This window comes from Rhodopirellula sp. JB055 (assembly GCF_043100905.1).
Taxonomy (GTDB): domain Bacteria; phylum Planctomycetota; class Planctomycetia; order Pirellulales; family Pirellulaceae; genus Rhodopirellula.
Genome location: NZ_JBICHO010000429.1, coordinates 1 through 8,662, shown reverse-complemented (window position 1 = coordinate 8,662; position 8,662 = coordinate 1). Strand labels below are relative to the sequence as shown.

The following is an 8,662-nucleotide window of genomic DNA, read 5'->3' as shown; positions in this document are numbered from 1 at the left end:
TCAGCCGCAGTGATCGTCGTCACGACCCACACATCGTCCTCGAATTGGAGGGTCAGGTTCAGATCGCGAAGCATTCGATTCATGACCGAGCGGAAGCTGGTTTCCTTGGCATGAAGATTCACAGGCAGGTCGGCTGACAGTTCTTCGTCTTCCATCGCGAAAACGTCGAGCACGATGCGGTGATGAAGGTGTTCTTGCAGAGAATCGACCGCCTCTTCCAAGGGCATGTCGTCGGACTCAATCGTGACCGTTTGGTTCAGGTCGGACTGCATCGTCTTGGCGGATTTGGCGGAGATCCCCGCCCAGTGATCCGTGGCGATGCCGGCTCGCGCGAGCCTCGTGAAATCCGCGGTGATCACCAAGCCGTCCGAAGTCAGCTTGGCGGCCAAGTTCAGTGGAGCGAGGGCCTGTTTCAGAGCGACGTGCAGCGGGATTTCCATCGCACGCACTTCGACGATCGCGGAAGAAGGATCGATTTTCGCGATTCGCATCGCGGATTCGTCGATCGTGCAGGGGACGCCGAGTTCCTCCCGGATCAATCGAGGCAGCTCGCTGAGCTTCCGTTCGGCGTCCAGTTCCACTGGTTGGTGAAAGCGATGCTGCAGGAACATCGCCCACTCCAGGGCTTGTTTTTCATGCGACGCCAAACTTCGAGACGGGCCGGGGCGTTGCGGGCCTGCGTTGGCGGAGGGTGCCGGTGAATGCCCCGGTGAGCGAGGCGGAATCGCGGGTGGGCTGTCGGGGCGTCTTGGGCCGTTTGGGCCTGATTTCGGGGCTTCGAACCGAGGGCCCTGAAACTCAGGGGGCTGGGCCGCGGAAATACCGAAATCGCAGGTCGCGATCGCGGCCAGGGCAACGTAGGCAATCTTCCTCTTGTTTCGCCGTTTCATCTTTCTCGGCCTCAAAACATGGGATCAGGGGTGATGGGATACGGTCAGTGTACCGGATCCATGGAGGGGGATTCTGGTGATTTGAGGGGGTGGTTTCGCCTCAGGGCTTTCGTGTTTCGGGCCCCGCCGGTAGGCTTTCGGGGTCTGAAATTTTGCTCCTCCAACCATCTCTCGCGTGCCGATGACTGCCACCTCCACTGACATTCAAACCCTCGCCATCGACACCATCCGCTGCCTCAGCATGGATGCCGTTCAAACCGCCAACAGTGGTCACCCCGGCACACCGATGGCCTTGGCCCCCATCGCGTATCAATTGTTCCAAAACACGATGAATTATGACCCCGCCAAGCCACACTGGCCGGGCCGGGATCGATTCGTGTTGTCCTGCGGCCACGCCAGCATGCTGCTCTATAGCACGCTGCACTTGATCGGCGTCCAAGCGACGGACCGCTACGGCAAACCGACCGGCGGTGAATCGATCACGCTGGAAGACATCAAAAACTTCCGCCAAATCGGCAGCGTTTGTGCTGGGCACCCCGAATTTGCCGAAGCCGCCGGGATCGAAACCACGACCGGACCTCTCGGTGCCGGCGTCAGCAACAGCGTCGGCATGGCGATGGCCGAAAAATGGTTGGCCGCCAACTACAACACCGACGATCTGACACTGTTCAACTACAACACCTACGTCATCTGCAGCGATGGCGACTTGATGGAAGGCATCGCGACCGAAGCCGCTTCGGTCGCCGGTCACTTGAAGCTCGACAACCTTTGCTGGTTGTACGACGATAACAACATCACCATCGAGGGCGACACCGAGCTCGCCTTCAGCGAAGACATGGGCAAAAAGTTCGAAGGACTCGGATGGAACGTCCTGCACGTGGACGACGCGAACGATGTCGACGCCCTTGGCAAAGCGATTGCGAAATTCCAAGCCTGCAGTGACAAGCCCACTTTGATCGTGGTCAAGTCGATCATCGGCTACGGTGCACCCAACAAGCAAAACACGCACGGCGCTCACGGCGCACCACTGGGTTGGGACGAAGTCGCCCTGGCCAAGAAGTCTTACGGATTGCCCGAAGACGAAAAATTCTATGTGCCCGCTGGCGTCAAAGAACACTTCTCCGAAGGCGTTGGCAAACGCGGTGCAACGGCATCGAGCCAGTGGGAAGACGTTTGGACCAAGTACCAAGCGGCCGAGCCGGCCAAGGCTGCCGAATTGAAAGCCATGTTCGCGGGCGAATTGCCCGAAGGTTGGGACAAAGACATCCCTGTCTTCGAAGCCGACGCCAAGGGCGACGCGACCCGCAACAGCAGCGGCAAAGTCCTCAACGCGATCGCCAAGAACGTTCCCTTCATGATCGGCGGAAGTGCTGACTTGGCACCGTCGAACAAATCGGACTTGAAGTTCGAAGGTGCCGGCGAATTCCTTCCTCGCCAATACAAAGGCCGCAACCTGCACTTCGGAATTCGCGAACACGCGATGTCCGGAATCGCCAACGGTTTGTGCTTGTCCGGTTTGCGTGGTTACGCGGCGACGTTCTTCGTCTTCACCGATTACATGCGTGGTGGAATGCGGTTGTCCAGCATCATGCATCAACCCACCCTGTACATCCTGACGCACGATTCGATCGGCGTCGGCGAAGACGGACCGACTCACCAGCCCGTCGAGCACCTGACCGCTTGCCGCGCGATCCCAGGTTTGAACGTTTTCCGCCCTGGTGATTCCAACGAAGTCGCTGAGTGCTATCGCACCGCGATGGGCATCAACGATCACCCCAGTGCGTTTGTTCTGTCGCGTCAAAACATGCCTACCCTGGACCGCAGCAAGTACGCCGCGGCATCGGGATGTGCTCGCGGTGGTTACATCCTCAGCGACTGCGAAGGCACGCCGGACGTGATTCTGATGGGCAGCGGCAGCGAACTTCACATGGCCGTGGATGCGGGTGAGCAATTGACCGCTCAAGGCAAAAAGGTTCGTGTCGTCAGTATGCCGTGCATGGACATCTTCGCTCAGCAAGACGCCTCGTACATCAACGAAGTCTTGCCACCTGAAGTCACCAACCGCGTGGCCGTCGAAGCTGGCATTCAAATGTGCTGGGACCGCTGGATTGGCTCGCAAGGCAAATTCATCGGCATGCATTCGTTCGGTGCCAGTGGCCCATTCGATGCCGTTTACGAGCACTTCGGCATCAACACCGACGCGGTTGTCAAAGCCGCTTTGTCCTGAATCTCAGCACGCAAATCATTCCCTGTTCGCAAGGTTTGCGAGCAGGGGTGATCGCGTGGAGACGATCCGCCGGGCCGCCTTCGCGGCCCGCGAGCATGATCTTGTGTCAGCCGGTGGCTGACTTCTTTCCAACCTTGATCGAAAACGAAGCGGACCCATTCGCGTGCAGTTTGCTCGACGAATCGCCCGTTCGTCTCAACGACCCTTCCATCACTGAAAGAGAATCTCTTGTCCGGTACTTGCGTCATTGGTCTGCAGTGGGGCGACGAAGCCAAAGGCAAACTCGTCGACTTGTTGGCACCACGTTTTGATTGGGTTGTTCGCTATCAAGGCGGAGCCAACGCGGGACACACCGTCGTCGCGGGCGATGAAACCTACAAACTGCACCACATCCCATCTGGGATTCTGCACAGCGATGTTCAAAACGTGATCACGCCAGGTGTCGTGATCAACCCGACCACGATGCTGCAAGAAATCGATGGCTTGCAAGCTCGCGGGATTGATGTCTTCGAAAACCTGAAGGTCAGCGAGCGTGCCCACTTGGTCATGCCGTGGCACATGATTGAAGACGCGACGATCAACGCAACCGCTGTGCGTGGCGAATCGATCGGCACAACCAATCGCGGCATCGGCCCGTGTTACCGAGACAAAGTCGGACGCACCCACGCGATCCGAATGATCGACTTGATCGAAGGGTCACGTGACGAACGCATCGCCACGGTCGCGACGCAAAAGCAAACGCTACTGAAGAACATCGGTGCTTCCGAGGAAGAGCTGGAATCGATCGCACCCGAGAAAATGGTCGCTCTGGCGGCTTCTTGGGCCGAACGTTTGGCTCCCATGATCGCTGACACGACCGACATGGTCTTGGACGCCGCCGAAGCCAACCAAAAGATGTTGTTCGAAGGTGCCCAAGGCGCTTTGCTGGACATCGACCATGGGACTTACCCGTTTGTGACCAGCAGCAACTCGTCAGGCGTGGGCGTGTGTGCCGGTGCCGGTGTGCCTCCCAAGTGGATCAATCAAGTTCTCGGTGTCTGCAAGGCGTACAGCACGCGAGTTGGCGGCGGTCCCTTCCCGAGCGAACTGGAAGACGAAACGGGCGAGAAGATCCGCAAACTTGGAAACGAGTTCGGAACGACCACCGGACGCCCACGTCGTTGCGGTTGGTTCGACGCGGTTGCCGTGCGCTACACCGCTCGCTTGTCAGGCGTGACCCGACTGGCATTGATGATGATGGACGTGCTCGCTCACTTCGATGAACTGAAGGTCTGCGTCGCCTACGAATTGGATGGCGAGGAAATCCACCGCGTGCCCGCTCACGCGGAACAGCTTCGTCGTTGCAAACCGATTTACGAAACGATCCAAGGTTGGAACACGCCCGTCGATGACGCCCGCTCGGTCGATGATTTCCCACCCTTGGCGTTGGCCTACGTCAAACGTATCGAAGAGCTGGTTGGTATCCCCGTCGGCGTGTTGTCCGTCGGTCCCGACCGTGCCCAAACGATCTTCACCGAAGAAGCTCTGGCAATGGAGTTGTAGGTCGGCGGCAGTGTGGGATAGGCCTCTAGTCTGTCGTCGCGATGAATTGACAGGCTGGCAGCCTGTCCCGCGTTTTCACGAAACCTCTGCCACGTCCGATGCCGGGACAACCTCAAAGGTTTTCTCGGCGATGATGTTGCCGTCGATCTCCAGCCACATCTGCCATGGCCCGAGTTTGTCATCGATCGGGTTCCAGATCGTGTCGCCCAAGTAGAAGTTCCAGTCGTTGGTTTTGACATACACGGAACCATCAAAGGGTGCGCGAGTCTTGCCGCTTTCGTCCTTGATGCCCGGGTGATCGATGCAGAAAAACAGCTCTTGGTTCTTGGCACCCTTGATGTTGACGATGAATCCAAACTCAAAGTCGACAAGTGCCTGGATGGTGGTCGTGCTACGGATGAACCGCGGCAGTTCTTTGGATTCCCCGTCCCACTTGGAGTGAATGCCAAAGGTCCGCATTCGCGTTTCGATTTTCTTCTTCGCCAACGATGGTTCTCGATTCGAGGGAGGGAACTGTGCGAACGCACTGACTGAAAACGTTTCGCCGTTTGCCACCATGCCATAAATCCGTGACGAAGAAAATCCCGTGCTGCGGGTGAGCAAACATTCCGTTTGTCAGTCCGAATAGAATGAGCCGATTGATTGGGGGCGTCAGGCAATTGTGCCGGGTGCTAATGAATTCTTTCTTGGCGGAGGCGAGATCATGCGTTGGATTTTGGGTGGATTGGTGATGAGTTTGTTGGCCGGGAATGTGGCGGTCGATCACGCTCGAGCAAACGATCCCGAAATTTCGGGGATCACGCAGTCAATGCAACAGTTCGTGGCGGACAAAGAAATCGCGGGCGCGGTCACGTTGGTGGTCGGACCGGATTCGTTGAAGCACGTCAGTGTGGTCGGGATGGCTGACGTTACCGAGCAAACACCGTTGCAACGAGACACTCTGTTTTGGATCGCTTCGATGACCAAACCCATCACTGGGGCATGCGTGTTGATGCTGCAGGATGAAGGCAAATTGTCCGTTGATGATCCGATTTCCAAGCATCTGCCAATGATGAAGAATCTGAAGTTGGCTGATGGCACGCCTGCGAACATCACGATTCGACATCTGATGACGCACACTTCCGGGATGAGCGAATTGCCACGCGAGAGTGCCTACACGGATCCCTCGCTGGAGATCGTCGCCAAACGATACGCGGAGTTGCCGGTGATGTTCGAACCAGGCAGCGAATGGCGATACAGCCAGACCGGTATCAACACCGCGGCGAGAATTGTCGAAGTGGTCTCGGGAATGACCTTTGATCGCTTTGTTGAGGAAAGAATTTGTCAGCCGCTGGGGATGAAAGACACGACGTTTTATCTGTCACCCGAACAGCACCAGCGATTGACGAAGTCCTACCGCGTGGTTGAAGGAGATGGCGAGAAACCAAAGCGTTTGGAAGAAGCCGCGATCAGTGTTCTATCCGGTGGCACCGCGATGAATCGCTCTCGATTCCCGGCAGCGAACGGTGGGCTGTTTTCGACGGCGGATGATTACGCCAAGTTCTGCCAAATGTTGTTGAGAGATGGCCGGGTGGACGAGGAGCAATTGTTGTCCGAGGCCGCTGTGCAGCAAATGCGAACGATCTGCACCGGCGATTTGAAAACCGGTTTCACTCCTGGCAACGGATGGGCAATCGGTTGCTGCGTGATTCGCGAACCGCAGGGCGTGACCAAGGCCCTCACGTCGGGAACGTTCGGTCACGGTGGCGCTCATGGAACGCAGGTTTGGATCGATCCGGAAAAAGAAGTGGCGATGATCTTGATGGTCCAGCGAGCCAATTTTCCGAATGCGGACGCCTCCAAGGTAAGGCAAGCGTTTGGCGAAGCGTTGATGCAAGCTTTGTAGGAAGCGATTGGCAATCACGCCGTAGGCCATGTCTCACATGGCGGCCGCGCCGATGCTTTGGAACAAAGCGAGTCGTCCTTTCGATCGCTTTCGCAAGAGCAAGATCGATCGGCGGCGGACGATCGTCAGGCGGGGCCTGGCCTACGAGGCTTGTTGTTCACGCGTTGCTAAAATGAAATTCCCCTCCCTCCGTCTCGGCATCAACCAGTTGGCAGAACACCTTGGAACAGTCGCGTGCCGATACGGACCAGCGTGGCTCCTTCGGCAATCGCGGCGGGGTAATCGCCGCTCATTCCCATCGACAGTTCGGGGAGCGAAACTCCCGTCGCCGATTCCATTTGATCGCGAAGTTCTCGCAGTTTGGCAAACTGTTTGGCGGCAGCGGACTCGTCAGTGCCCCAGCCCGCCATCGCCATCAGGCCTTTGATTTGCAAGCCCGCGTTGGAGCGGCCCTCGAGGCTTTGCCAGTGAACCAAGAGTGGTTCCAATTGGTCGATCGGCAGTCCGGTCTTGGCTTCTTCTTCGCTAACATTGATTTCGATCAAGCCATCGATCGATCGTGACTGAAGCAGACATTCGTTGTGCAACGCACCGAGCAACCGGTCGCTGGCGATCGCGTGAACGAGCGGTTCAGCGGGCAGTAGACGCCGGACTTTGTTTCGTTGCAGGTTGCCGATTTGGTGCCAGCGAATGGTGGCATCGTCGAGCGTTTGGAATTTGCTCTCCAACAGTTGCGGCCGGTTCTCACCCAGGTCATGACAGCCGGCTTGGACGAGCCAGCCCGTGATTTCCGCGTCGACATACTTGGTAACACCGACGACACGAACGCTGTCGGGGGAACGGCCACACCGCTGCGCAGTTTCGGAAACGGAACTTCGAACCGAGTTCCAATTGTCCTGGATCAGCGACTTCGCAGTCGATTCGTCGCACGCCATCTGTTGTTTCGAGATTGGTTCAGCCATGCCGGCGTTTTAACACAACACCAACCATAGTGGCATAGGCTTCCAACCTGTGATTTGAACCGACATTCACGCGACTGCAAGTTGAAAGCCTGCGCCACTTTTAGGCGATGATGCTACGTCGATTGTTGACGTAGTCCCACAGCACAAAACGATCGAGGTTCTTTCCGCTGGTGAAGAACACTCGCCCGCGAGTTGATTGGGCCATTCGGTAGGCGAACCGAATGTCCTCTTCACTCTGCGACCAACTGGGGATCAAGAAGATGTTGATCGTGATCCCTTCCTTCGCACAAAGCTGCGCCTCCCGCATCGTTGCGGCTTCAGTTTGTGGGTCGGGTGGATACAGCATGTACAACCACTCACCTTCGAAGTGCGCCGTCGGCAAACCGTCCGTGATCAACACGACTTGACGGTTGGGTGTGTCGCAAGTCGCCAGGTTTTGTCTGGCCATTTGCAACGCATGTTGGATGTTGGTGAAGTGCGGATGGATCTCGTGTTCACTGATGTCTGGGTTGCTCATGTCGCACTTCAAGCGAACCCAAGGATCATGAATCGTGACCTGTTTGGGCATGCACTCGATGATTTCACCCGGCGTTCGCAATTTCGCGAACGTGTACATCTCGATGAACTTCAAAAAGTCGCCAGGGTACTCGCTGTTGATCAACCCTTGCAGCGCGAGCGCCATGCGTTTGACGTTGATGTATTGACCCTCGTACCGCATCGACCCGCTCATGTCCATGATCACCGCAGTGGCGGCTTTGGGATGGTTGCGAGTCTTGTGGACCACGATGTCGTCGCTGTGCAGTCGCAGCGGACGTTCATCCTTTTGACGCAGCAAAGCGTTGATGATCGTCTGCGGCAAATCCAAGTTGGCGACGCTGTCACCGAACTCGTACGGTTTGGTCTGTTGCAGTTCCACGGCTCCTTCGCCGACCACGTCGCCTTCGTGACGCCCAGTGCGTGACGGATCGAGTTCACTGAAGATCTGCTCGAGCAATCGGCCTTGGAAAATCTTGTAGGCTTGCGGTGTCAGGCGAAAACCGGATCCGTCCTTGTTGCGTTCCAGGCCTTGCCGTTCGGCTTGTTCTCGCATCAGGTTTTCGACTTGTCGTCGCATGTCCTCGAGCTGTTCCATGTCGCCTGGTTGTGCGAACTCGCT

At 57.1% G+C, this 8,662-nt stretch carries 5 protein-coding genes and 2 pseudogenes; 3 read left to right on the top strand and 4 right to left on the bottom strand.

Annotated elements, in window-relative coordinates:
* Positions 1-890 (bottom strand): annotated as a pseudogene (locus tag ACF8AM_RS16935) (hypothetical protein); the annotation flags it as partial.
* Between the two features lie 175 nt (positions 891-1,065).
* On the opposite strand from ACF8AM_RS16935, the gene tkt reads away from it, so the two are divergent.
* Together tkt and ACF8AM_RS16925 are read left to right on the top strand one after the other, a co-directional pair.
* Positions 1,066-3,117, top strand: a complete 2,052-nt coding sequence (gene tkt / locus ACF8AM_RS16930; protein WP_392556771.1) for a transketolase — start codon at positions 1,066-1,068, stop codon at positions 3,115-3,117.
* Positions 3,118-3,345: 228 nt separating this feature from the next.
* Positions 3,346-4,659: an adenylosuccinate synthase gene (locus ACF8AM_RS16925; RefSeq protein WP_392556770.1), complete on the top strand. Its 1,314-nt coding sequence runs from the start codon at positions 3,346-3,348 to the stop codon at positions 4,657-4,659.
* Between the two features lie 75 nt (positions 4,660-4,734).
* Here the strand turns inward: ACF8AM_RS16925 and ACF8AM_RS16920 are convergent, their stop codons facing one another.
* Positions 4,735-5,145: a DUF3859 domain-containing protein gene (locus tag ACF8AM_RS16920; RefSeq protein ID WP_392556769.1), complete on the bottom strand. Its 411-nt coding sequence runs from the start codon at positions 5,143-5,145 to the stop codon at positions 4,735-4,737.
* Positions 5,146-5,362: 217 nt separating this feature from the next.
* Here ACF8AM_RS16920 and ACF8AM_RS16915 point away from each other — a divergent pair, with 217 nt between their 5' ends.
* Positions 5,363-6,544 (top strand): serine hydrolase domain-containing protein, encoded by a 1,182-nt coding sequence (locus ACF8AM_RS16915; protein ID WP_392556768.1) that lies wholly within the window; start codon positions 5,363-5,365, stop codon positions 6,542-6,544.
* 200 nt (positions 6,545-6,744) lie between these two features.
* On the opposite strand, the gene ACF8AM_RS16910 is transcribed toward ACF8AM_RS16915, so the two are convergent.
* Together ACF8AM_RS16910 and ACF8AM_RS16905 are read right to left on the bottom strand one after the other, a co-directional pair.
* Positions 6,745-7,506 (bottom strand): YggS family pyridoxal phosphate-dependent enzyme, encoded by a 762-nt coding sequence (locus tag ACF8AM_RS16910; RefSeq protein WP_392556767.1) that lies wholly within the window; start codon positions 7,504-7,506, stop codon positions 6,745-6,747.
* A gap of 100 nt (positions 7,507-7,606) precedes the next feature.
* Positions 7,607-8,662: pseudogene (locus tag ACF8AM_RS16905) on the bottom strand (hypothetical protein); the annotation flags it as partial.